The organism is Mycobacterium sp. smrl_JER01 (assembly GCF_048513595.2).
Lineage (GTDB): Bacteria > Actinomycetota > Actinomycetes > Mycobacteriales > Mycobacteriaceae > Mycobacterium.
Genome location: NZ_JBLXXK020000001.1, coordinates 4,327,164 through 4,350,836, shown reverse-complemented (window position 1 = coordinate 4,350,836; position 23,673 = coordinate 4,327,164). Strand labels below are relative to the sequence as shown.

Annotated in this window: 22 protein-coding genes; 14 read left to right on the top strand and 8 right to left on the bottom strand. The window is 68.1% G+C overall.

Going from position 1 to position 23,673, the window contains the following annotated elements; genetic code table 11:
• The first annotated feature begins 52 nt into the window (after positions 1-52).
• The 5 genes from ACNUDN_RS20175 (at position 53) to ACNUDN_RS20155 (ending at position 6,587) form a co-directional block, all read left to right on the top strand.
• A complete protein-coding gene (locus ACNUDN_RS20175; RefSeq protein ID WP_419123541.1) occupies positions 53-982 on the top strand; it encodes a LysR family transcriptional regulator in 930 nt (309 codons plus the stop codon).
• Between the two features lie 89 nt (positions 983-1,071).
• Positions 1,072-2,580 (top strand): APC family permease, encoded by a 1,509-nt coding sequence (locus ACNUDN_RS20170; protein ID WP_419123540.1) that lies wholly within the window; start codon positions 1,072-1,074, stop codon positions 2,578-2,580.
• A 98-nt stretch (positions 2,581-2,678) separates the two neighbouring features.
• Positions 2,679-3,692: an aminotransferase class IV gene (locus ACNUDN_RS20165; protein WP_419123539.1), complete on the top strand. Its 1,014-nt coding sequence runs from the start codon at positions 2,679-2,681 to the stop codon at positions 3,690-3,692.
• 59 nt (positions 3,693-3,751) lie between these two features.
• Positions 3,752-4,816, top strand: a complete 1,065-nt coding sequence (gene dapE, locus ACNUDN_RS20160) for a succinyl-diaminopimelate desuccinylase (protein ID WP_419123538.1) — start codon at positions 3,752-3,754, stop codon at positions 4,814-4,816.
• A 169-nt stretch (positions 4,817-4,985) separates the two neighbouring features.
• Positions 4,986-6,587, top strand: coding sequence for an ABC-F family ATP-binding cassette domain-containing protein (locus ACNUDN_RS20155; RefSeq protein ID WP_419123537.1), 1,602 nt, complete (start codon positions 4,986-4,988; stop codon positions 6,585-6,587).
• A gap of 27 nt (positions 6,588-6,614) precedes the next feature.
• On the opposite strand, the gene ACNUDN_RS20150 is transcribed toward ACNUDN_RS20155, so the two are convergent.
• The gene (locus tag ACNUDN_RS20150; protein WP_419123536.1) at positions 6,615-7,394 is read right to left on the bottom strand and encodes an ESX-1 secretion-associated protein; all 780 of its coding nucleotides are present in this window, start codon (positions 7,392-7,394) and stop codon (positions 6,615-6,617) included.
• A gap of 88 nt (positions 7,395-7,482) precedes the next feature.
• Positions 7,483-9,483 carry an AAA family ATPase gene (locus tag ACNUDN_RS20145; RefSeq protein ID WP_419123535.1) on the bottom strand — a complete coding sequence of 667 codons (2,001 nt, stop codon included), beginning with the start codon at positions 9,481-9,483 and terminating at the stop codon, positions 7,483-7,485.
• 31 nt (positions 9,484-9,514) lie between these two features.
• Here ACNUDN_RS20145 and log point away from each other — a divergent pair, with 31 nt between their 5' ends.
• From log to ACNUDN_RS20110, 7 genes are all read left to right on the top strand, one after another.
• A complete protein-coding gene (gene log / locus ACNUDN_RS20140; RefSeq protein WP_419123534.1) occupies positions 9,515-10,078 on the top strand; it encodes a cytokinin riboside 5'-monophosphate phosphoribohydrolase in 564 nt (187 codons plus the stop codon).
• A gap of 34 nt (positions 10,079-10,112) precedes the next feature.
• A complete protein-coding gene (gene fadD6 / locus ACNUDN_RS20135) occupies positions 10,113-11,918 on the top strand; it encodes a long-chain-acyl-CoA synthetase FadD6 (protein ID WP_419123533.1) in 1,806 nt (601 codons plus the stop codon).
• Between the two features lie 127 nt (positions 11,919-12,045).
• A complete protein-coding gene (gene folP / locus ACNUDN_RS20130; protein ID WP_419125235.1) occupies positions 12,046-12,870 on the top strand; it encodes a dihydropteroate synthase in 825 nt (274 codons plus the stop codon).
• Positions 12,867-13,826: a glucosyl-3-phosphoglycerate synthase gene (locus tag ACNUDN_RS20125; RefSeq protein WP_419123532.1), complete on the top strand. Its 960-nt coding sequence runs from the start codon at positions 12,867-12,869 to the stop codon at positions 13,824-13,826. Before folP ends, ACNUDN_RS20125 begins: the two co-directional genes overlap by 4 nt.
• 54 nt (positions 13,827-13,880) lie before the next feature.
• Positions 13,881-14,273, top strand: a complete 393-nt coding sequence (locus tag ACNUDN_RS20120) for a DivIVA domain-containing protein (RefSeq protein WP_419123531.1) — start codon at positions 13,881-13,883, stop codon at positions 14,271-14,273.
• Positions 14,270-14,893 (top strand): DNA-3-methyladenine glycosylase I, encoded by a 624-nt coding sequence (locus ACNUDN_RS20115; protein WP_419123530.1) that lies wholly within the window; start codon positions 14,270-14,272, stop codon positions 14,891-14,893. Before ACNUDN_RS20120 ends, ACNUDN_RS20115 begins: the two co-directional genes overlap by 4 nt.
• Positions 14,894-15,105: 212 nt before the next feature.
• On the top strand, positions 15,106-15,273 hold the full coding sequence (locus tag ACNUDN_RS20110; protein ID WP_003931055.1) for a DUF3117 domain-containing protein: 168 nt from the start codon (positions 15,106-15,108) through the stop codon (positions 15,271-15,273).
• A gap of 10 nt (positions 15,274-15,283) precedes the next feature.
• Here the strand turns inward: ACNUDN_RS20110 and glgA are convergent, their stop codons facing one another.
• Positions 15,284-16,447: a glycogen synthase gene (gene glgA, locus ACNUDN_RS20105; RefSeq protein ID WP_419123529.1), complete on the bottom strand. Its 1,164-nt coding sequence runs from the start codon at positions 16,445-16,447 to the stop codon at positions 15,284-15,286.
• Between the two features lie 163 nt (positions 16,448-16,610).
• On the opposite strand from glgA, the gene glgC reads away from it, so the two are divergent.
• Positions 16,611-17,825: a glucose-1-phosphate adenylyltransferase gene (gene glgC, locus ACNUDN_RS20100; protein ID WP_419123528.1), complete on the top strand. Its 1,215-nt coding sequence runs from the start codon at positions 16,611-16,613 to the stop codon at positions 17,823-17,825.
• Between the two features lie 15 nt (positions 17,826-17,840).
• Here glgC and ACNUDN_RS20095 read toward each other — a convergent pair whose 3' ends face one another.
• The 5 genes from ACNUDN_RS20095 to ACNUDN_RS20075 all read right to left on the bottom strand — a co-directional run bounded on the left by ACNUDN_RS20095 (position 17,841) and on the right by ACNUDN_RS20075 (position 22,599).
• A complete protein-coding gene (locus ACNUDN_RS20095; RefSeq protein ID WP_419123527.1) occupies positions 17,841-18,527 on the bottom strand; it encodes a methyltransferase family protein in 687 nt (228 codons plus the stop codon).
• A gap of 38 nt (positions 18,528-18,565) precedes the next feature.
• Positions 18,566-20,191, bottom strand: coding sequence for an ABC transporter permease (locus tag ACNUDN_RS20090; protein WP_431960478.1), 1,626 nt, complete (start codon positions 20,189-20,191; stop codon positions 18,566-18,568).
• Positions 20,188-21,093, bottom strand: coding sequence for an ABC transporter ATP-binding protein (locus ACNUDN_RS20085; RefSeq protein ID WP_419123526.1), 906 nt, complete (start codon positions 21,091-21,093; stop codon positions 20,188-20,190). Before ACNUDN_RS20085 ends, ACNUDN_RS20090 begins: the two co-directional genes overlap by 4 nt.
• Positions 21,086-21,748, bottom strand: a complete 663-nt coding sequence (locus tag ACNUDN_RS20080) for a TetR/AcrR family transcriptional regulator (RefSeq protein ID WP_419123525.1) — start codon at positions 21,746-21,748, stop codon at positions 21,086-21,088. The genes ACNUDN_RS20085 and ACNUDN_RS20080 overlap by 8 nt, the downstream gene beginning before the upstream one ends.
• Positions 21,749-21,918: 170 nt before the next feature.
• On the bottom strand, positions 21,919-22,599 hold the full coding sequence (locus tag ACNUDN_RS20075) for an O-methyltransferase (protein WP_419123524.1): 681 nt from the start codon (positions 22,597-22,599) through the stop codon (positions 21,919-21,921).
• Between the two features lie 178 nt (positions 22,600-22,777).
• Here ACNUDN_RS20075 and sigE point away from each other — a divergent pair, with 178 nt between their 5' ends.
• Positions 22,778-23,596 carry an RNA polymerase sigma factor SigE gene (gene sigE, locus ACNUDN_RS20070; RefSeq protein ID WP_419123523.1) on the top strand — a complete coding sequence of 273 codons (819 nt, stop codon included), beginning with the start codon at positions 22,778-22,780 and terminating at the stop codon, positions 23,594-23,596.
• The last annotated feature ends 77 nt before the right edge of the window (positions 23,597-23,673 follow it).

Below are 23,673 nucleotides of genomic sequence, written 5' to 3'. Positions count from 1 at the left end.
GGTCCCGACCAGGTCAGGAGGAGCCACGACCGCTGGAGTCCACGCCGTCACGTTGCGTCAACTGCGCTACTTCGCTGCTCTGGGCCACGAGCTGAACTACCGGCGGGCCGCGGAGAAGCTGTTCATCACCCAGCCCGCGCTCTCGACCGCGATCAAACAACTCGAGCACCAGTTCGGCATCGTGCTCTTTCACCGCAACACCCGGGAAGTGGCCCTGACCGATCTCGGTTCGGCATGGTTGCCGCAGGTTCAGCAGGCGCTGTCGGGGGTGGACGCCGTCGTCGACAACCTGATCATGCTCTCGGGCACCCGGCGTGGGGTGCTGCGGGTCGGCTACCTCATCGGGACCGGCGCCGACCTGTTGTTCCGGCTGGTCCGCCACTTCGAGGCGGCCTACCCCGACGTCACCGTCGAACCCATCGAGTTCGATTTCGCCGACCCGACCGCGGGACTGGCCGAGGGCAGCACCGACGTCGCGATCATCCGGCCGCCGGTCGACCTGCCCGGGCACCGCATGCTGATCCTCGACTCCGAATCGTGGGTGGCCTGCCTGCCGCGCGATCACCGCCTCGCCGAGCGCACCGAGGTCGAGATCGCCGAGTTGCTCGACGATCCGATCGTCTGCGCTCCGCTGACCGCGGGCACCTGGCGCGACTATTGGCTGGCGATGGACGTCCGCGGCAACCGGCCGCCGACCATCGCCGCCGTGGCGGCCACCTATGAGGCCGAGACGACGGCCATCGCCCGGGGCCTGGGTATCAGTTTCACCACCTCGTCGGTGGCCCGGTTCTACGACCGGCCCGGGATCGTCTACGTGCCGATCGTCGACCGCCCACCCAGTCACACCGCGTTGGCGTGGAATCCCGCCGACCTCACCCCGCAGGCTGATGCGCTGGTCCGGCATGTGCGGTCGGAATGGAGTTTCGGGGATTCCGACACGGTGGACGCGCCGCGGACCACCGCTGATAACCGTGGTTTATGAGCAGATCAGAAGTGCGAACTTCCGGTAACCGCGCGGTGGCGGTTCGCTGTCTCCAGGTGTTCTTCCCGATGGCTTGACCTGGAGCGACCATGACCGATGCGATATCACCACCCACTCATTCACCAGAGCGCGGCTCAGCACTGAGCGCCGAGGATGCCAAGCTCGCCGAACTCGGCTACCACCAGAAGTTGGACCGGTCGGTGGGCACGCTGGCGTCCTTCGCGATCGGATTCGCGACCATCAGCGCCACCACGGCCGTGTTCACCGGCTTCGGTGCCGGCTACTTCACCGCCGGAGCGCCGTTCGTATGGACGCTGCTGCTGGCCGGCGCGGTGTTCGCACTGTGGACGTTCATCGCCGCCGACCTGACCGCCAAGCTTCCCCTGGCCGGCTACTCCTACCAGTGGATCAGCCGGATCAACGGCCCCAACCTTGCCTGGTTCACCGGCGTCATCGCGCTGATGGGCTGGGTCTGCGGTATGACCGGTGTCGGCTTCATCCTGTCCGGTTATCTCGGCGGGTTGATGGGCTGGAGCATGACGCAGACCACCCAGATCCTGCTCGCCATCGCGGTGGTGGTCGTCTGCGTGTTGATCAACATCTACGGTGTCCGCTTCGCCACCATGGTCAACAACATCGGCGTCAGCCTGGAGTTGGTGATCACCGTCGGCGCCACCGCGCTGATCGCGATCATCGCGTTCTCCGCACCCGAGAACCACCAGCCGATCTCGACGTTGTTCACCGGCGGCGAGTCCGGCGACAAGGACTCCTACCTGCTGGCGTGGCTGGCGGCCGCGCTCGGACCGTTCTTCGGGTTGATCGGCGTGGAGTCCGGCGCCGACGTTGCCGAGGAGACCAAGAACGCCCGCCGGGTGGTCCCGAAGACGATGTTCTACGCGCTGGTCACCTCGATCGTCATCGAGTTCCTGATGTACATGGTGTACGTCCTGGCCATCAAGGATCCCGCCGCGGTGCAGGCCAATTCGGCCGCGCCCATCGAGGAGATCATCACCCAGCAGGCCGGTCCGACGGTGACCAAGGTCGTCGTCGCGATCGCACTGACGAACATCCTGGCCTGCCTGCTGGCCAACATCCTGGTCGCCACCCGGCTGGCGTACTCGATGGCCCGTGACAACATGTTGCCGTTCTCCCACGTGTGGCGCCATGTGTCGCCCAAGAGCAAGGCGCCGACCTACGCCATCATCGGATTGGGTTGTCTGTCAACGGTTCTGCTGCTGTCTGCGCTGGTCAACGAGAAGGCGTTCAACTACATCATCGGCATCGCTTCGCTGCTGTTCTTCTTCGTCTACATCCTGCAGACCGTCGGCCTGCTGGTGGGCTACCGGCGCGGAACCATCCCGGCGCCCGAACCCGGCACCTTCGATCTCGGCAGGTTCCGATTGCCGCTGTACGTCACGGCTCTGGTCGTATTCCTGGCAGTGGCGGTGGCCCTGCTGTTCCTGCCCCAATTCACCACCAACAAATGGGTTTTCCTCGGCATCGTCGCCCTCGCCGCCATCTGGTGGGCCACCGGGCTGAAGACCCGCCTGGCTGCCGGTGAGGCCGGCGCCGACTACGCCAAGACCCACAACCTCTGACCCGAACCCTCGCTGACACTGCGTTCACCGCGGCATCCACTCGCACGTCCTCACGGTGGACGCAGTGTCAACGCACCGATGAAAGGACCACAAACACCATGAGCGTTGACATCGGCACGTCGAATCTGGTCGCCGTCGAACCCGGCGCCATCCGCGAGGACACCCCACCGGGATCGGTGATCCAGTACAGCGACTACGAACTGGACCACTCCAGCCCGTTCGCCGGCGGGGTGGCCTGGATCGAAGGTGAGTATCTGCCCGCCGAGGACGCCAGGATCTCCATCTTCGACACCGGGTTCGGGCACTCCGACCTCACCTACACGGTGGCCCACGTCTGGCACGGCAACATCTTTCGGCTCGGCGATCACCTCGACCGCCTGCTCGACGGCGCCCGCAAGCTGCGCCTCGACCCCGGCCACACCAAGGACGAACTCGCCGAGATCACCAAGAAATGCGTATCGCTGTCGCAGTTGCGCGAGTCGTTCGTGAACCTGACCGTCACACGGGGCTACGGAAAACGCAAGGGTGAGAAGGATCTGACGAAACTGACCCATCAGGTCTACATCTACGCGATCCCGTACCTGTGGGCATTCCCGCCCGCCGAGCAGATCTTCGGCACCACCGCGGTGGTACCCAGGCACGTTCGCCGCGCCGGTCGCAACACCGTCGACCCCACCATCAAGAACTACCAGTGGGGCGATCTGACCGCGGCCAGCTTCGAGGCCAAAGACCGCGGGGCGCGCACCGCCATCCTGATGGACGCCGACAACTGCGTCGCCGAAGGACCCGGGTTCAACGTCTGCATCGTCAAGGACGGCAAGCTGGCATCCCCGTCGCGAAATGCGTTGCCCGGCATCACCCGGAAAACGGTCTTCGAGATCGCCGACACGATGGGCATCGAGGCCACGCTGCGCGATGTCACCAGCTACGAACTCTACGAGGCCGACGAGATCATGGCGGTCACCACCGCAGGCGGCGTGACGCCGATCAACACCCTCGACGGTGTCCCGATCGGCGACGGGGGCCCCGGCCCGGTGACGGTGGCCATCCGGGACCGCTTCTGGGCGCTGATGGACGAGCCCGGGCCGCTGATCGAGGCGATCCGGTACTGAGGTCGGGCGATCGGCGACCGGGGCGAACGGGTCGACGCGAACAGGGTTAACGTGGTCGTGTGCTGGATCTACACGGCGACCCGATCGCGCTGACCGCCGCCCTGGTCGACATTCCCAGCGAATCGCGTCACGAGACGCGCATCGCCGACGAGATCGAGACCGCGCTCAGAGCGCAGACGGTCGGCTTCGAGATCATCCGCAACGGCGATGCGGTGCTGGCCCGCACCGACTTCGGTAGATCGTCGCGGGTGCTGCTGGCCGGGCACATCGACACCGTGCCCGCGGCCGGCAACATGCCCAGTCGGCTGGCCGACGGTGTCCTGCACGGCTGCGGGACCTCGGACATGAAGTCCGGTGACGCGGTGTTCCTGCACCTGGCGGCCACCGTCACCGACCCGACCCACGACATCACGCTGGTGATGTACGACTGTGAGGAGATCGAAGCGTCCGCCAACGGGCTGGGACGCATCGAGCGCGAACTGCCCGAGTGGCTCGCTGCGGACGTCGCGGTGCTGGGCGAGCCGTCGGGCGGATTGATCGAAGCCGGCTGCCAGGGCACGCTGCGGGTCATCGTCAGCGCGGCGGGAACCCGGGCGCATTCGGCTCGGTCATGGTTGGGGGACAACGCCGTTCACAAACTGGGTGAGGTGCTGGCGCGGCTCACGGCGTACCGCGCCCGTTCGGTCGACATCGACGGATGCGTCTACCGCGAAGGGCTCTCGGCGGTGCGGGTCGAGGGTGGCATCGCGGGCAATGTCATCCCCGACGCCGCCAGCGTCACCGTCAACTTCCGCTTCGCCCCGGACCGCTCTGTCGAACAGGCGTATGCCCACGTATGCGAGGTTTTCGACGGCCTCGACGTGCGGATCGACATGACCGACTCCGCACCGGGCGCGCTGCCGGGATTGACCCGGCCCGCCGCGGCCGCGCTGGTCGCCGCCGCCGGCGGTCGGGTGCGCGCCAAATACGGCTGGACCGACGTGTCGCGGTTCGCCGCCCTCGGCATCCCAGCGGTCAACTACGGGCCCGGCGACCCGAATCTTGCCCATCGGGTGGACGAACACGTCGAGGTCGAGCAGATCACCGCGGTCACAGCCATGCTGCGGCGTTACCTGACCGCTTGACCGGTGGCGAATAATCGGATTGACAGCCGAGATAATCTGCCAAGCATGCTGGGAGAAGACATCACCGGGTAGATCCCGGACGTGTCCTTATTTCGCTGCACGGGCGTATTCGCCCCTGCGCCATCGAAAGCGCTTCCACATGTCTATCTCTGCGTCTACGTCCGCTCCCATGGTGGCCGCCAGTCGATTGACCTTCTCCTGGCCCGACGGCACCGAGGTGTTCGGCGACCTGTCCTTCACCGTCGGTGCCGCGCGCACCGGTCTGGTCGCGGCCAACGGTGCCGGTAAAAGCACACTGTTGCGGCTGATCGCCGGCGAACTGCGTCCCAGTTCCGGCGCGGTGACCGCGGACGGGGTCGTCGGCTACCTGCCACAGACCCTGCCGCTGCTCGACGACCGCAGTGTCGCCGAAGTGCTGGGTGTCGCCACGGCGATCGATGCGCTCAACGCGTTGACCGCCGGCGATTGCGGCGACGACGTGTTCGCCGCGATCGGCGACGACTGGGACATCGAGGAACGCACCCGAGCTCAACTCGACCGGCTCGGCCTCGGGCGCATCGCTGTGGACCGGTCGCTGCGGTCGCTCTCGGGTGGCGAGGCGGTGCGGCTCGGCCTGGCTCGGGAACTGCTGCGCCGACCCGATGTGCTCCTGCTCGACGAGCCCACCAACAACCTCGATGTCGACGCCCGGCACCGACTCTTCGACACGCTCGACGACTACGGCGGGTGCCTGCTGGTGGTCAGCCACGACCGGGAGCTGCTGGACCGGATGGACCAGACCGCCGAACTCCATGATGGCGAGATCACCTTCTACGGAGGAGGTTTCACCGCCTACCGGCAGGCCGTCGAGGACCTGCAGCGTTGCGCCGAGGATGCGGTGCGCAACGCCGAGCAGACCCTCAGGCGGGAGAAGCGACAGCGCCAACAGGCCAGGGAGCGGGCCGATCGGCGGGCCGGCGCGGCCACACGCAACCTCAAGGACGCTGGGCTGCCCAAGATCGTCGCCGGTGCGATGAAGCGACGGGCGCAGGAGACCGCGGCGCGTGCCGACGATGTCCATGCCAACCGGGTGCAGGATGCCAGGACCCGTCTCGATGACGCCCAGCGGACGCTGCGCGACGCGCCCACCCTGGTACTCGAGTTGCCCGAGACGGTCGTCGCTTCCGGCCGAAAGGTTTTGCACGTGAGCGGATTACATGTGCATCTCGACGGGCGTGTGGTGCTCGGCGGTGTCGATCTCGACGTGCGCGGTCCAGAGCGGATCGCTCTGACCGGACCCAATGGTGCGGGCAAGACGACGCTGTTCAGGGCGCTGCTCGGGCGGGTCGAACCGGACGTCGGCACCGTCGAGCTCACCGCCGCGCGCACAGCGTATCTGTCCCAGCGGTTGGATCTGCTCGACGACGACAGCTCGGTGTTCGACAATCTCGAGGCGTTCGCACCCGAGCTGTCGGTGACCCGGCGCCGGCATCTGCTCGCGCAGTTCCTCTTTCGCGGCGACTCGGTCGACCACCCGGTGCGCGTGCTCTCCGGCGGCGAGCGACTGCGCGCCACCCTGGCCTGTGTGTTGTTCGCCCAACCCGCACCCCAGCTGTTGCTGCTCGACGAGCCGACCAACAACCTCGACCTGACCAGCGTCGAGCAGCTGCAGGACGCGCTGACCGCCTACCGGGGGGCCGTCATCGTGGTCAGCCACGATCACGCCTTCCTCGACGCGATCGGCGTGCACCGCGTCCTGCGACTCGCCGACGGCAAGCTCACCGAAATCTGATCGATGCCGGACCAGGCGAAGCCGTGCCTACTCGACCGCCGGCCGGGTGGGTGCCGGCCGCGGTTCGGTGGCGGGCAGCGGCACCGGACCGGCTGCTGCGTGGGTGCCCTGCCCTGCCCCGCGTGCAGCGTTTCCGGTGGCCTCCTCGCTTCCGGTGGGGTCTTCGCTTCCGGTGGGGTCCACGTCGACGGGTTCCCCGTCGGCGGCAGCACGCTCGTCGACGGGGTGCTGCTGCTCGATGAGGTCCGGGTCGGTCGATCCGGGGCCCTGCGCTGAAGTCTGCGCCGTCTGGGCCAGGCCTTGTGCCAGCTGTTGGGGAAGCTGCGCAAGCGGCTGCGCCAGTGCGGCCAGCGGTGCGGTGAAGGCCTGTCCCAACTGGCCCAGCTGGGCCAGCTGACCGACCGCCTGCCCCAGCGCATCGGTGCCGGCGCCGGCCGGGCCGGCCGCACCGGTGGCTGCGGTGGCGCCCTGGCCGACGGTGCCCTGCTCGCGCGCCAGCTGGTCGGCCGCGGTCCGGATGGCCTGGGCACCTTTCTCGTCACCGCGCTCGTAGGCGGCTGCCGCCTGCCGCAGCAACTCCGCAATCGTGTCCCCGGCCGCCTGGGTGGTGGCCATCGTGCCCGATCTGCTGCCGAGCGCGCCGGTGAGCGCGGTGCCGACCGCGGCGGCGATGGTGCCGTGCGATCCGGCGACCGCCGCCGCGCCGGGCGAGTCGCCCGCCAACGAGCCGAGACCTGCGGCCACCCGGCCGTGGATGTCGCCGAGGAAACGCAGACCGCTGGTGTCCACCGACAGCGGTTCGGTCATCGTGCACTCCATATCACGTGGGGTATCGGTGACATCGATTCTAAGTTCGCCGCCGGGGGTGCCCGGACACCGAAATTCGCTGCACCGTTCAGGTCCGGCCGGGGGCCGCGGCGAGCGCAGCGCGCCCGTAGCCACAGTCGACCTTCTCGGACAACCGCGACACCGTGTCCAGGGCGCGCGGATCACCCAGCCCGACACCGTCGACCGCGGCGCGCAACGCGACCGCCAGCTGCCCGCCCCGCTCGGCCGCCTTCACGGCGTCGCGGGCAGCACTGACCGCCCCGTGCGTATCCCGTCGCGCCGCCAGCGTCCACGCCCGCGCCAATGCCAGCTCGGGGGCGAACATCATCGACTTCAGGCCGTGGCGGGACTCCGCACGCGCCAACGCTTTTCCGGCTTCTACCGGCTGGCCGAGCCGGCCCAGGGCCTGCGCCGACAACATCCACGCCAGCGGGCCCCACGAGTATCCGGTGGGTGCCAGGGTTGCGGCCGCCTCGCGCAGCAGCGCCACCGCACGCGCCGGCTCGTCCACGGCGATGAGGGCGTCGGCGATCAGCACCTCACCGATGGCTCGGGCCGGCTGACGGCGCTGTGCGAAATCGGTGATCCGCTGCGCCAGCTCCAGTGCCCGGTCGGCCCGGCCCGTCATCAGCAGTGCCGTCGTCTGGCCCAGCCCGCTGGTGAACCGCAGCAGGCCGGGCTGGCCCGCGGACAGTGCCCGCTCGGCCAGCGCGTCGACGTCGTCGAAACGACCCATTCGCGCCGAACTGAGCGCTGCCGCGGACGCCGCCCACCCCACCGCGGTGTCGTCGGCATCGGGTGAGGCCAGTACGTCGCGCGCGAGTTCGCTTGCCCGAACCAGATTTCCGGCGTTCATACTGAAGGTGGCTGCCAGCGCGTCAAGTGTGATGCGCGCGGCCGCCGTGCGCATCTTGCCCCGGGTGCTGTGCAGGAACGCCGTGGCACGCTCGGGTTCGGACAGCATCCAGAACTGGTTGGCCGCCGTGGGCAGCGCCCACGCCAGCAGTTCCTCTTCGGTCAGTGCAGCCGGATCGATCTCGCCGAGCACCGCATCGGCCTCCCGGCCGCGGCCCTGCCAGGCCAGCGCGTACCCGACGGTCAAGCGGGCGCTGAGATCAGGAGCTTTTCCGAGCGCCGCGCGGCCGAGCTGCTCGCTGAGGTCGAGGTCGCCCAGCCGCAGTGCATCCTGGGCGGCGGCGCAGGTGTCGGACAACGGCAGCGGGCGGTCGCTTCCCACCGCCAGCACGGCCAGCCGCAGCCGGCCCACAACGCCGACACTGCCCGTCGAGACCTGCGCCACCATGGCGGTGCGCAGCCGGCGCAGATCCGGTCCACCGAGTGCGTCTCGGACGGCGTCGAGGAACAGCGGATGGGCCGGGCGCAGTTCGTCGTCCTCGACGACGACCGCACCGCACCGCAGTGCCCCCTCGACCGTGTCGAGGTCGGTCAGCGCCTCGGCATCGGCACGGCTCAACGGATCTGAGACCGCGAGGAACTCCAGGATGCGGTGGGCCGCGCCGGGCAACGTGTCGACGAACTCGGCGATCTGCGTCATCAGCCGCCCGTCGTCGTGACCGGGTGGCTGCAGGTCGACCCGGGCGACCAGACCGTCCCGCCACAGGGCGGCGACCTCGGCGGGAACCGGTGCCGCACCGAGGGTCGCGGTGACCAGCACCCGCGCCGTCGCGCCGACCGCCAACTGGTAGACCAGCGCCGCCGAAAGCGGGTCGAGCAGATGCGCGTCGTCGACGAGCAACAGTCGGCCGTCGCCGAGCCTCTCCCGGGCCGCGCGCAGAACCGTTGCGGTGGTGCCGGTCTCGGGCACGGTCAGCAGGCGTTCGAAGGGCGCCAGCGGGACCGGTTGTCGTGATGCGGTCGCGCGCACCCGGTCGACGCGCGGAAAGTCGGCGCCCAGGCGGTCGGCGGCCGTTCGGGCCAGCGTCGTCTTGCCCACCCCGGCGGGGCCGAGCAGCACCGCGCCGGCCCGCGTGCGCACGCCCGCCTCGAGCTGTTCGAGGACGGCGTCGGGCGGTGCGGTCACCCATCCGGGAGGCTGAGGCGAAGGCACATCGCGGAGTCTATGTGGATAGGTTGGTGTCGTGTCCCGAGATCCAGACCGTGAGTGGGCGGTGTGCGTCTACTGCGCATCGGGCCCGGTTCATCCTGAGCTGTTGCAGTTGGCCGACGCGGTCGGCAAAGGCATCGCCGACCGTGGCTGGACGCTGGTGTCCGGTGGGGGCAACGTCTCGGCGATGGGTGCCGTGGCCGCCGCCGCCCGATCGCACGGCGGATACACCGTCGGGGTGATCCCCAAGGCGCTCGTCCACAAAGAGGTCGCCGACACCGAGGCCGACGAGCTGATCGTCACCGACACCATGCGGGAACGTAAGCAGGTGATGGAGGACCGCGCCGACGCGTTCATCGCGCTACCCGGGGGCATCGGAACCCTGGAGGAATTCTTCGAAGCCTGGACCGCGGGCTATTTGGGTATGCACACCAAACCGATCGTGATGCTCGACACCCTCGGGCACTACGACGGTCTGCTGGCCTGGTTGCGCGGGCTGGTCGGAACCGGTTATGTCGCCGAGAACGCGATGCGGTGCCTCACCGTCGTCGGCGACGTCGACGCCGCTCTGGCCGCGTGCGTACCCCGGCTAGGGTGACCCACACATCGACACCGGAGGAAGAGCGGCAACTATGACGAACAGGTCAGGGACCCGAAGCAGCGTCGGGCTGCTCGACATCGCCAAGCAGGTACCGGGTCTGCTGAGAGACACGCCGACGATCGTGCGTGGCGTGGTGACCGGCTTCGGCGCCCGGCCCACGGCCAAGACGTCGATCGGCAAAGTCTTCCAGGACCGCGCCGCCCAACACGCCGACAAGGTGTTCCTGCGCTTCGAGGACCGCGACATCACCTACGGCGAGGCCAACGAAACCGTCAACCGGTACGCGGCCGTGCTCGCCGCCCGCGGAGTCGGCCACGGCGACGTGGTGGGCATCATGATGCGCAACTCGCCGGAACCGGTGCTGCTGATGCTGGCCGCCGTCAAGTGCGGGGCCATCTCCGGGATGCTCAATTACAACCAGCGCGACGAGGTGCTCAAGCACAGCCTGGGCCTGCTTTCGGCGTCAGTGGTCGTCGCCGAGACCGAGTTCATCGAGCCCATCACCGAGTCCGGCGCCGATACCGACGGTGTGATCACCCTCGACGAGCTCAAACAGCTCGCCGAGACCGCGCCGGCCACCAACCCGGCCACCACCTCGGCGGTGCTGGCCAAGGACAAGGCCTTCTACATCTTCACCTCCGGGACCACGGGCATGCCGAAGGCCAGCGTGATGACCCATTACCGCTGGCTGCGCGCGTTGGCCGGATTCGGTGGCCTGGGTCTGCGGTTGAACAGCAGCGACACGTTGTACTGCTGCCTGCCGCTGTATCACAACAACGCGCTGACGGTCGCGCTGTCGTCGGTGTTGAACTCGGGTGCCACGCTGGCGTTGGGCAAGTCGTTCTCGGCGTCGAAGTTCTGGGACGACGTGATCCGCTATGAGGCGACCGCGTTCGTCTATATCGGAGAGGTCTGCGCCTACCTGCTCAACCAGCCGGAGAAGCCAACCGACCGGCAGCACAAGGTGCGGGTCATCTGCGGCAACGGGCTGCGCCCGGCGATCTGGGACGCGTTCACCGAGCGCTTCGGCATCGGGCGGGTGTGCGAGTTCTACGCCGCGAGCGAGGGCAACACGGCGTTCGTCAACGTTCTCAACGTGGACAAGACCACCGGGATCTGCCCGACCCCGGTGGCGTTCGTCGAGTACGACGAGGGCTCCGGTGACCCGGTGCGCGACGAGAACGGTCGGGTGCGCAAGGTCAAGGACGGCCGGCCGGGTCTGCTGCTGTCCAAGGTCAGCAATTTCCAGCCCTTCGACGGCTACACCGACAAGAAGGAGTCGGAGAAGAAGCTGGTCCGCGACGCGTTCAAAGAAGGGGACGTGTGGTTCAACACCGGCGACCTGATGCGGTCGCAGGGGTTCGGGCACGCCGCGTTCACCGACCGGCTGGGTGACACCTTCCGCTGGAAGGGTGAGAACGTGGCCACCACCGAGGTGGAGGCCGCGGTGTCCACCCACGATCAGGTCGAGGAGTGCACCGTCTTCGGTGTGGAGGTCCCCGACACCGGCGGTAAGGCCGGCATGGTGGCGATCCAGCTCAAAGACGGCGAGCAGCTCGACGGCAAGGCGCTGGCGCAGTCGGTGTTCGACAAGCTGCCGGGGTACGCGGTGCCGTTGTTCGTCCGGGTGGTCAAGGAGCTGGCCCACACGTCGACGTTCAAGAGCCAGAAGGTGGACCTGCGCAAGGAGGGCTACGGCGGCTCCAGCGGCGAGGGTGACGACGACGACGTCACGATCGAGGATCCGCTGTTCGTGCTGGCCGGGCGCGACGAGGGCTACGTCCCGTTCTACAACGAGTACCCCGACGAGGTCGCTGCCGGCAAGAAGCCGAAATAGCCCGCGGCCGGGCGTGCGCACCAACCCCGACGGTCGCCCGGCGCTGCCGAACGGGCGCTGAACGTAGCCTGGTCAGGTGCAGTCGACGTTTCTGGGGCGCCCCGTGGCCGGCGATCGTGCGCTGATCATGGCGATCGTGAACCGCACGCCGGACTCGTTCTATGACCGGGGTGCGACCTTCACCGACGAAGCCGCCAAGCAGGCGGCGTACCGGGTGGTCGCCGACGGCGCCGATGTCATCGACGTCGGCGGGGTGAAGGCCGGGCCGGGTGTGACGGTGGACGCCGACGAGGAAGTGGCGCGGGTGGTGCCGTTCATCGAATGGTTGCGCGACGCCTTTCCCGACCAGTTGATCAGCGTCGACACCTGGCGAGCCGAGGTCGCCAAGCAGGCCTGCGCGGCCGGCGCGGACCTGATCAACGACACCTGGGGCGGGGCCGACCCGGAGCTGGCCGGGGTGGCCGCCGAGTTCGGCGCCGGGCTGGTGTGTTCGCACACCGGCGGGGCGGTGCCGCGGACCCGTCCGTTTCGGGTCGCCTACGGGCTCTCCGAGCGCGGTGTGGTCGACGACGTCGTCGCCGAGGTGACCGCGTCGGCCGAGCGCGCGGTGGCTCTGGGGGTGCGCAGGGACCGGATTCTCATCGATCCCACCCACGATTTCGGCAAGAACACTTACCACGGTCTTAGTTTGTTGCGCCACGTAAAAGAGCTTGTTAACACTGGATGGCCCGTCCTGATGGCCCTGAGCAACAAGGATTTCGTCGGGGAGACTCTGGGGGTGGGTCTGACCGAACGCCTCGAAGGCACCCTGGCGGCAACCGCGCTTGCGGCGGCCGACGGTGCCGCGATGTTCCGGGTGCACGAGGTCGGACCCACACGTCGGGTACTGGAGATGGTTGCGTCGATCAAGGGCGCCCGTCAGCCGAAACGCACGGTGAGGGGACTGGCATGACTGTGTTGTCTGATCGCGTCAACGACCTGGATACCTTCGGTGTGGCCGAACACCGCTGGCTCACCGACCGCAGTTGGTGCCGGCCCAGCTGGACGGTGGCCGAACTGGAGGCGGCCAAGAAGGGGCGCACGGTGTCGGTGGTGCTGCCCGCGCTCAACGAGGAGGAGACGGTCGCCGGCGTCGTGGAGACCATCACCCCGCTGCTCGGTGGGCTGGTCGACGAGCTGATCGTGCTCGACTCCGGTTCCACCGACGACACCGAGATCCGCGCGGTCGCCGCCGGTGCCCGGGTGGTCAGCCGCGAGGTGGCGCTTCCCGAGGTCGCGCCCGAACCCGGTAAGGGCGAGGTGCTGTGGCGCTCGCTGGCGGCGACAACCGGCGACATCATTGCCTTCGTCGACTCCGATCTGCTCGACCCGGATCCGATGTTCGTGCCCAAGCTGCTCGGGCCGCTGCTCACGGCCGAGGGTGTGCATCTGGTCAAGGGTTTCTACCGGCGGCCTCTGAAGGTCAGCGGCAAAGAGGACGCCAACGGCGGCGGACGGGTCACCGAACTGGTGGCGCGGCCCCTGTTGGCGTCGCTGCGTCCCGAGCTGACGTGCCTGTACCAACCGTTGGGCGGTGAGTACGCCGGTACCCGCGAGCTGTTGACGGCGGTGCCGTTCGCGCCGGGGTACGGCGTGGAGATCGGCCTGCTCGTCGACACCTACGACCGGCTCGGACTGGACGCGATTGCCCAGGTGAACCTTGGCGTCCGTACGCACCGCAACCGCCCGCTGACCGAGCTGGCATCGATGAGCAGACAGGTGATCGCCACCCTGCTGTCCAGGTGCGGAATCCCCGACTCCGGGGTGGGTCTGACGCAGTTCTTCGCCGACGGCGAGGACTACACCCCGCGGACGTCGACGGTCTCGTTGACCGACCGGCCGCCGATGATCACCCTGCGTCCCCGCTGAACCATGCCCGGGTGAGCCGGTGCCGGTGTCGGCGCCGTCGGGCAAGATCGAACTGTGACTCTGGTGCTGCTCTATCTCGTCGTGCTGGTGCTCGTCGGTTTCGTGTTGTTCGCGGTGGGCAGTGTGCTGTTCGGCCGCGGCGAAGTGTTGCCCCCGCTGCCGCAGGGCACCACCGCCACGGTGCTGCCCGCCTCCGGTGTCACCGGTGCCGATGTCGAGGCGGTCAAGTTCAGCCAGGCCCTGCGTGGTTACCAGACCAGCGAGGTCGACTGGGTGCTCGAGCGGCTGGGCCGCGAACTCGACATGCTTCGAGGTGAACTCGCCGCGGTGCGCGCGGCGCACGGTGCGGACACCCTCAGTCACCATCGCGATGCCGACGATCGCGATGCCGGCCTTCGGGATGCTGCCGGTGCGCTGCCGGCGGACGACGTCCGGGACGACGGGTGAGTGCGGCGACCGCCGATCCGCGGATCCGGTGCGGCTGGATCGACCAAACCAGGCTTTCCGCCGCCGATTTCGCGTTGTACCGGGATTACCACGACACCGAGTGGGGGCGGCCGCTGCACGGTGCGGCGGCGCTGTTCGAGCGGGTCAGCCTCGAAGCGTTCCAGAGTGGCCTGTCCTGGTTGATCATCCTGCGTAAACGGGATAACTTCCGCACCGCGTTCGACGGGTTCGACGTCGAACGCATCGCCGGCTACACCGATCGCGACGTCGACCGGCTGATGGCCGATTCAGGCATCGTGCGCAATCGCGCCAAGATCGACGCCACCATCACCAACGCGCGCGTCACCGCGCAGATGGCCGCCGCCGGTGTGGATCTGGGGGAGTTGCTGTGGTCCTTCGCCCCGGCCGACCGCGCGACCCGGGGACGACCGGCGAGCTTGGCCGAGGTGGCTGCCGTGTCGCCGGAATCCACGGCGATGGCCAAGGAACTCAAACGGCGCGGGTTCCGGTTCGTCGGACCGACCACGGCGTATGCGTTGATGCAGGCCACCGGGATGGTGGACGACCATGTCGCAGACTGCTGGGTGCCACGTCTGGGAGGCGGCACGTCGGCCTCATGACCGTCACGGCGCCGGCCCGGGAAAGGACGCGTCCCGATGGCTTGCCGGTGGCTATAGCCGGGTCTTCGCACACGACGTGGCGTTGATAGGGAACAATGGAGGTCTGTAGCAGTTCAGATCCGGATGCTGTCGGTGCACGTAGAACCAGCGCAGCTTCGGGTCACGGACAGAACGGGCCCTGACAGGGCACGCCCATGCGGAGGGAGCACTCGATGGCGGCGATGAAGCCCCGGACCGGAGACGGTCCACTGGAAGCAACCAAGGAGGGGCGAGGCATCGTGATGCGAGTACCGCTGGAAGGTGGGGGCCGGCTCGTCGTCGAACTCACCCCCGAGGAGGCCGCTGCGCTCGGCGACGAACTCAAGGGTGTGACCAGCTAGAACCCCTCGGCTACGACGAAACCTTGCGGTAGATCTGCAGGGTTTCTTCGGCGATGTGCGCCCAGGAGAACTCGTCGATGCACCGCTGCCGGCCCGACACGCCGAAGCGGGTCGCCCGCTCGGGGTCTCCGACCAGGGAATTCACCGCATCGGCCAACCCGTGCTCGAACGACGCCGTGTCATCGGCGTCGTAGTGCACCAGCAGGCCTGTCCGTTGGTCGTCGACCACCTCGGGGATCCCGCCGACGTCGGAGGCCACCACGGCGGTCCCGCACGCCATCGCCTCGAGGTTCACGATCCCCAGCGGCTCGTAGACCGACGGGCAGACGAAAACAGTTGCTGCCGAGAGAATTTCGCGGATCTTGGGGGTCGGCAGCATCTCCCGCACCCAGAAGACTCCGGTGCGGGCCTGGGAGAGCTGCTGCACGGCGCCGGCGATCTCCTCGGCGATCTCCGGGGTGTCGGGGGCGCCTGCGCACAGCACGAGCTGGACGTCGGGGGCGAAGCGGTGGGCGGCGGCGACCAGATGCGCCACACCCTTCTGTCGGGTGATGCGCCCGACGAATGCAACGATCGGTCGGGTCCGGTCCACGCCGAGTTCGGCCAGTACCGATCCGTCCTGATCTGATCGGGCGGGGTACCAGACGTCGGTGTCGATACCGTTGCGCACCACGTGCACCCGGTCGGGGTTCAGCGCGGGGTAGGTGCGCAGCACGTCGGCGCGCATTCCCGAACTGACGGCGATGACGGCTGCGGCCGCCTCGACGGCGGTCTTCTCGACCCAGGACGATATCCGGTAGCCGCCTCCGAGCTGTTCGGCCTTCCACGGCCGCATCGGTTCCAGCGAGTGCGCGGTGAGCACATGCGGGACCCCGTACAGCAATGCGGCCAGGTGCCCGGCCATGCCGGCATACCAGGTGTGGGAGTGCACGAGCGTGGCTGCCGACGCCGAGTTGACCATGTTCAGGTCGGCTGACAGCGTCGCCAGCGCCGGGTTGGCCCCGGTGAGCGCCGGGTCCGGTTGCGCCACCGTGGCGCCCGGCCGCGGCGCGCCCATGCAGTGCACATCGACCTCGCACAGGTGCCGCAACTGGGCGACCAATTCCGTCACGTGGACACCAGCACCGCCGTAAACCTCGGGTGGATACTCCCGAGTCATCATCGCCACCCGCATGGTGTGACCGTATCCAACTCAGGGACGCGTCGCGTCGCATCCCCAATTGTCTTGACGGACAGCCCGAGAAGCCCCCGGGCCGGGAGGTGTTTTCGCGGCGCGCGCAACGCGGTAAAAGCGCGAATGGCTGGCCCCCGTCCCCACGTGCGGATAGGTTGGCAGCATGAGGGAAGCGCCACATGTGTTGGGCATCGTCCTCGCAGGCGGAGAAGGAAAGCGCCTTTATCCGCTGACAGCCGATCGCGCCAAGCCCGCCGTGCCGTTCGGGGGCGGCTACCGGCTCATCGATTTCGTGCTCTCCAACCTCGTCAACGCCCGGTTTCTGCGGATCTGCGTGCTCACGCAATACAAGTCGCATTCGCTGGACCGGCACATCTCGCAGAACTGGCGACTTTCCGGGCTTGCCGGGGAGTACATCACCCCGGTGCCCGCCCAGCAGCGGCTCGGCCCGCGCTGGTACACCGGTTCGGCCGACGCGATCTACCAGTCGATGAACCTGATCTACGACGAGGATCCGGACTACATCGTGATCTTCGGCGCGGACCACGTGTACCGGATGGACCCTGAGCAGATGGTCCAGCAGCACATCGAGAGCGGTGCCGGCGCGACCGTGGCGGGTATCCGGGTGCCGAGATCGGAGGCCAGCGCGTTCGGCTGCATCGACTCCGACGACTCGGGCCGGATCCGCGGTTTCATCGAGAAGCCGGCCGATCCGCCGGGAACCCCCGACGATCCCGAGCAGACGTTCGTCTCGATGGGCAATTACATCTTCACCACCAAGGTGCTGATCGACGCCATCCGCGCCGACGCCGAGGACGACGACTCCGACCACGACATGGGTGGGGACATCATTCCCCGGCTGGTGGCCGACGGGATGGCGTCGGTGTACGACTTCAACAACAACGAGGTGCCGGGCGCCACCGAGCGCGACCACGGGTACTGGCGTGACGTGGGCACGCTGGACGCGTTCTACGACGCGCATATGGACCTGGTCTCGGTGCACCCGGTGTTCAACCTGTACAACAAGCGGTGGCCCATCCGTGGTGGGGCCGAGAATCTGGCGCCGGCCAAGTTCGTCAACGGCGGTTCGGCCCAGGAATCGGTGGTCGGCGCAGGCAGCATCATTTCGGCTGCCTCGGTGCGCAATTCGGTGCTGTCCTCGAATGTCGTCGTCGACGACGGCGCCATCGTCGAAGGCAGCGTGATCATGCCGGGAGCCCGCATCGGGCGCGGTGCGGTGGTGCGGCACGCGATTCTGGACAAGAACGTGGTGGTCGGGCCGGGCGAGATGGTCGGTGTGGATCTGGACAAGGACCGCGAGCGGTTCTCGATCAGTTCCGGCGGTGTGGTCGCCGTCGGCAAGGGTGTCTGGATCTGAGGTCAGGTCCCGGCATCACCACACCCCGGGGATGAGTCGGTAGCGCACCTGTTGCCGATAGGCGCGATACCCGCTGAGTTCCTCGTCCAGCATCTTCTCTTCGTCGAGGATGCGCGCGACCAGCACCGGCACCGTCGCGGCCATCCCGAGCAGCCCCCACAGCGAGTCCAGGGCGATGGGCGTTCCGATCATCATGATCACCGTGCCGCTGTACATCGGGTGGCGGACCAACCCGTAAAGGCCGGTCGACACCAGCGGTTGGTCGTCCTCGACGCGCACGGTCGCCGCTGCGTAGTGGTTCTGCACGATCACCAGTTGCGCGACGGTCAGTCCGATCGCCACCAGGGCGTTGCCGCCGACGACGAGCCACACCGGAACCGAGGACCAGCCGAACCGGTGGTCGAGGGCCGACAGTACGAACGTCGCGGCCAGGACCACCACGGTCAGGCTGATGATGATCCGCTGTGCGGCGCGGGGTTCCTGGGTCGGGCCGGCCTTGAGCCGGCGGTTCAACGCGTCGGGATGGCGAACCGCCAGGAAGATGGTGAATCCCGACGTCGTCAGTGTGAACACCGCCAGGAACGCCCAGGCCTGCCAGTAGTGGAAGGTGCCGGCCGGCCAGAACAACACGGCGACGAAGAACGCCGCGCCGGCCAGTGTCGAAGCCAGCGCCCGGGCGATGAGCTTGACCGTGGTTTCCACAGGAGAGCGTCTCCCTTCGATGTGGACTGCTGTGCCGGTCAGACCGCGTCACGGCGGCGGTACACCTCGGCCGCGACAATCGTCAGCGCCGCTGCCGCACCGGCCATAACGGCCCACTCCAGTGCCGGAACCGAGGTGGGATAGCTGGTCTGACCTACCGGCGAGAGGTCGAGTAGCCACTGGGGCAACCGCAGCAGCGCGCCGAGGTACAGCGACGTCACCACGAAAGCCACTGCCAGCCAGGCGATCCACGCCTGACGCACGGCCACCGCGAGCGCGGCGATACCGGCGAGAACCGCAAGCGCGGGCACGAAAGCCAGCCCGGTCAGCGTGAGTTTGAGTACCGTCGCCGGTTCGCCCAGCGTGAGTCCGGCTCCGAGACCGTTGCCCAGCCCTGCGAAGAACATCAGCACCGTCGCGCCCAGGACTGCGGAGAGCACCGCGGTGGACAACCAGCGGCGGCGCGATACCGCACCGGCGAGCACGGCCTCGCCCAGACCGTTCTGCTCGTCGGTGTACACGCGCAGCACCGCCGATGCCACGTAGGCCGCCGCTGCCGCGGCCAAAAACTGTGACATGGTCGTGTAGACCCCGTCGAGGCCTTGGTCCGACACGATCTGGGCGATCAGTTCGTTGTCGCGGGCGGCATCCAGCAGCGAGTCCGTCATCGACCCGAAGGCCAGCCCCGCCGCGAACAGACCGACCGACCACCCGATCGTCTGCCCGAACTGCAGCCTCAGATGAAGTCCGAGCACACCGCGGATCGGGCGGGCATCGGGTCGGTCGCCACGCGAGGCGATGGAGCCGTCGTCGTATTGACGGCGCGCCTCCAGCCAGGCGGCCACGGCGACGAGCGCCGGCGTCGACACCGCAAGCAGCGCCAACGGCCACCAGCGCAGATCGACGAAGGGGCGCATCTGCTGGGCCCAGGCGATGGGGGACAACCAGCTCAACGCGCTGCCCGAGTTGTCGATGACGTCGCCGACGCCGCGAACCAGGGCGGCCAGGGCCAGAGTCGCCATCGCGGCACCGGTCGCCGCGCGTGCTGTCCGCCACAACTGGGCGGTGATCGCGGCGACGGCGCCAAACACCGTGGCCACCGCGACGACACCGAGACTCATGGCGGCGGAGTCGACGACGTCGAATCCGTTGACGGCCATCGCCGCCGTCAGCGTCGCGGCGAGCACGACGTTGACCGCTGCAACCAGGGTCAGCGCCGCGGTGGTGCGGGCGTAGCGGCCGACGACCGAGGCCAGCACCAATTCCGCGGCGCCGCTTTCCTCCTCGGCGCGGGTGTGGCGGACGACGGTGAGGATGGCGAGGATCGACGTGGCGACGATGAGCGTGAGCATCAGCTCGTTGGCCATCATCGCGCCGAGTTCGGTTTCGTTGCGACCGAACATCGGGCCGCCCAGCATCATCCCGGCCGGTGTTCTGAGCAGCTCTATCCGCGCCAGACGTTGCGCTTCTTGCGGGTACGCCAGCTCGAGGGTCCGCGGAGAGTAGGCCATCATCGCCGTCAGCGCCGCGATCCACACCGAAAGGCGCACCCGGTCGCGGCGCAGGGCCAGCCGGATCAAACTGACGGTGCCCGTCCACGGTGACCCGGCCGGCGCGGCGGCGTGTCGTGTTGCGCGGGTGGGTAGTTCGGCGGTTTTGGTCACCGGCCGACCCCCTGGTACTCGCGCAGGAACATGTCCTCCAGTGATGCCGGCGCGACCGTGAGCTCCTCGATGCCCAGACCGCTCAGATCGGCCATTGCGCGGTCGAGGTCGTCGCGGTCGACCGAGAACCGCAGCCGGCCGTCGTCGGTGCACAGATCGTGCACATAACCCGATTGTTCGAGGTTCCCGCCGTCCGCACGGGTGCGGGCTGTGACCGTGGTACGCATCAGATACCGCATGTCACTCAATGCCCCGGACCGGACGGTGCGACCAGCGCGGACGATAGTCACTGCATCGCAGAGCTTTTCCACCTCGGCCAGGATGTGGCTGGACAGCAGTACCGCGGCGCCACGGTCGGCCACCTCACGAACGCACTGCTGAAAAGCTTGTTCCATCAAGGGGTCCAGACCTGATGTCGGTTCGTCCAGGACGAACAGATCGCTGTGGGTGCTGAACGCGGCGACGATCGCCACCTTCTGCCGATTGCCCTTGGAATAGGTACGGGCCTTCTTGTGCGGGTCGAGTTCGAAGCGCTCGATGAGCTGGTCACGTCGCTTCCTGTCCACCGCGTCCTTGCCGCGTAACGCCGCGAGAAGGTCGATGGCCTGCATCCCGGTGAGATTGGGCCACAACGCGACGTCGCCTGGGACATAAGCGATCCGGCGGTGCAGCTGCACAGCGTCGTGCCACGGGTCCGCGCCGAGCAGTCGGACGGTGCCGCCGTCGGCGCGCAGCAGGCCGAGCAGCACCCGGATGGTGGTGGATTTGCCCGACCCGTTGGGCCCGAGGAATCCGGTCACCCCGCCCGGCGCGACGGTCAGGTCGAGCCCGTCGAGGGCTTTGGTGTGGCCGAACGACTTGTGCAACCCCGCGATGTCGACCGCGAGCCCGGTGTCAGTCATCGTGCGCTCCTTCTCTCGGTGTGAACGGAATGCCCTGTGCGCGTTGAGCGACGAACGCGTCGTACATCGTCGAATCCGCCATCAGACCCTGGGTGTAGAGCTCCAGGGCCGGCAGCATCATTTCCTCGCTGTAGTCGCGCAGCACGGCGCGCAGGTCGGTCGGGTTGTCGTGTAGTTGCAGATAGAGCAGGAATCCGCCGCCGGCGGCCATTGCCATGAACCGCGCCCGGCCCCGCGGATCAGCGCTCGGTTTGAGGGTCCCCGACCGGACACCCTCCTCGATGTACTGTTCGGCGTTGTCGATCATGGTGTGCCACAGCGTCTTGGCCAGATCGCCGCCGGTCTGCATGCTCCGCACCAGGTAGGCCATCAGCGGGGCGTACTCCTCGATCTCGGCCAACTGGGCGAACCACGTTGTGGGATCCGATGTTTGAATGGTCTCGGTTTTGCTCGCGCGAACCGTCGCGGCGATGAAGTCGTCGCAGGCTCGGCGTAACCCGTCCTTGGAACCGAAGTGGTGGATCACCAGTGCCGGGCTCACTGCCGCGGCTGAGGCGATGGCCCGCACGCTGACCCCGAACCCCTCGCGTCCGAACAGGTCCACAGCCGCATCGCGGATTCGAGCCACCGCGGTGAGGTCATCGGCTGAACGCATGTTTAGTATGCTAAACGCTCGTTCAGTGCGAGGGCAAGGGGTGGCGCCAGACAGCGCTTGAAACAACCGCGGCAGCCGGGGGCGGGTCGGCGGTGCGCAGGTCGGCGAGGGAGCCGAGAGGGAGCCCGACCGGGAGTGGGAGGGGAGTGGGAGGGGAGCGGGAGAAAGGCTCAGTCGCGCGCGGCGATGAGCAGACCGTCGCCGAGTGGTACGAGCACCGGCGTGAGCCGTTCGTCCTCGGCGATCAGGCGCGCCGCTTCCCGTACCGCGGCGACTTCGGCATCCTTGGCCGACGCGTCCCCGGCCCGCCCGCCGAGGGCGGAGCGGTGCACCACGATCGCCCCGCCGGCCCGCAGCAGCCGGACCCCTTCGGTGACAAAGTGCGGCTGGTCGGCGGGTGCGGCGTCGATGAAGACCAGGTCATAAGACTCGTCGGCCAGCCGGGTGAGCACTTCCTGGGCGCGGCCGCTGATCAGCCGGGTCCGTCCCGGCCCCACGCCGGCCTCGGTGAACGCCTGCTTGGCGGTGCGCTGATGCTCGGGTTCGACGTCGATGGTGGTCAGCACGCCGTCTTCGCGCATACCGGAGAGCAGCCACAACCCACTGACGCCGGCCCCGGTGCCGACCTCCACCACCGCGCGGGCACCGGTCAGCTTCGCCAGCACGCACAGCAGTGCCCCGACGGCCGGGGTAACGGCGCCGGCGCCGATGTCGACGGCACGCTCACGCGCCGCAGCGACGATGGCATCCTCGGAGATCGAGTGTTCGGCATGGGTGACGATCGCCTCGGCCTGGCGGGCCCGAGCGGTGGCGTCGGCCGAGCCGGCGCCGGGATCGTCGGTGCTGGACATGCCCGCAGCGTAGAGCCAAGGCCGGGTGAGCCGCGACAGCGACACGCCCGGGCGTCGGTGCCCACAGCCGCCATTGGTCGAGCTGTTTCCGCTGGTGAAAAAAGGGGTAGCAATCTTTCTCAGGAAATGTTCAGTTAGCTCATATGCCTGGCACACCAGCACGGGAGACGGTAATCGCATGACAGACGGCGCTGCAAGCGCACGCACCGATTCCGCGCGTGCCGGGAACAACCCCCCGGCACCCGGTGTTGTCGAGTTCGAGCGGTCGTCAGCGCATGGCCGTTCCCATCACGAACTGGAGGATCCGACGACCACCACACACGTCCCCATGTCTGCTACTCCTGTGCCTGCCGCTGCGCCGGTCACCATGGCGCACCTGGAGCAGTTCACCGACGCCGAGTGGGTTGAGCCGGCTGACGAGCTCACCGGGACCGCGGTGTTCGACGCCACCGGTGACAAGGCCGCGATGCCCAGTTGGGACGAACTCGTCCGCCAGCACGCCGACCGGGTGTACCGGCTGGCCTATCGGCTGTCGGGCAATCAACACGACGCCGAAGACCTGACCCAGGAAACGTTCATCCGCGTCTTCCGCTCGGTCCAGAACTATCAGCCCGGCACCTTCGAGGGCTGGTTGCACCGCATCACCACCAATCTGTTCCTCGATATGGTCCGGCGCCGTGGCCGCATCCGGATGGAGGCGCTGCCCGAGGACTATGACCGGGTCCCGGCCGATGAGCCGAACCCCGAGCAGATCTACCACGACTCACGACTCGGACCGGATCTGCAGGCCGCGCTGGATTCGTTGGCGCCGGAGTTCCGTGCCGCAGTCGTGCTGTGCGATATCGAGGGTCTGTCCTACGAGGAGATCGGGGCGACGCTGGGCGTCAAACTCGGTACGGTGCGCAGTCGCATCCATCGGGGCAGGCAGGCGCTGCGGGACTATCTCGCGCTGCACTCCGAGAGCGCTCTCGTCAACGACACGGCCAGGTCGGCCTGAGGTTCCCGCGCTGCCACCCGCCGCGCCGCGCTACATTCGAAGCAGGTCGTCTTTCGTCAGCGCAGGCCGACGCCGCC